Source organism: Burkholderia singularis (assembly GCF_900176645.1).
GTDB classification, from domain to species: Bacteria; Pseudomonadota; Gammaproteobacteria; order Burkholderiales; family Burkholderiaceae; genus Burkholderia; species Burkholderia singularis.
The window spans coordinates 1-767 of record NZ_FXAN01000027.1 but is presented as its reverse complement, the minus strand read 5'-3'; the positions used below and the strand labels follow the sequence as shown (position 1 = coordinate 767).

General features: G+C 66.5%; 1 protein-coding gene. It reads left to right on the top strand.

Annotated elements, in window-relative coordinates; genetic code table 11:
• On the top strand, positions 1-767 hold a 767-nt coding region (locus tag BSIN_RS02575; protein ID WP_143757290.1), incomplete at both ends, for a hypothetical protein.

Sequence of the window (767 nt, the reverse complement as noted above, 5' to 3'; positions counted from 1 at the left end):
GGCTCGATCAGCAACGTCGCGGGCAAGATCATCAGCGCCGGTCGAATCGTCGCTCACGCCGGCAGTCTGAACAACGCAAGCGGGACGATCGCCGCGAAACAAGCGATCGCCGCGACCGTCACCGGCGACGTGAACAACGCGCAGGGCCAGATGCGCGCGTTGTCGTCGCTGTCGCTGCACACCGGCGGCACGCTGACGAATGCCAATGGCCGCATCCAGTCCGGCACGGGCGGATCGAACGACACCAGCACGCTCGATCTGCAATCGGCGTCGGTCGATAACTCAGGCGGCCTGATCGGCAATCTCGGCACGGGCGCGACGAGCGTGCAAGGCGGCAGCCAGCTCGTCAACCGCCACGGCGTCGTCACCGGCAACGGTGCGGTGACGATCGGCGCGTCGTCGATCGCGAACACGCAGGGCGGCGAGGTGAGCGGCGCGAACGTCAAGGTGCGCGGCGATGCGTTGGACAATTCCGGCGGCACCCTAGGAAACATCGGCACCATCGCGAACGGCGATATCGACATCGCGACGACCGGAACCGTCACGAACACCGGCGGCAAGATCGGCGCGACGCGCAATCTGTCGGTGTCGGCGAACACGCTGCTCGGCGGCGGTGCGTACAGCGCGGCCAACGACGTCGCGTTGAATCTGGCAGGCGATTTCACGACGACGCCCGATTTCCAGTTCAACGCCGGCCACGATCTCGCGTTCACGCTGCCCGGCACGTTCACCAACGGCGCGGGCCTGCAAGCGGTCAACAATCTGAG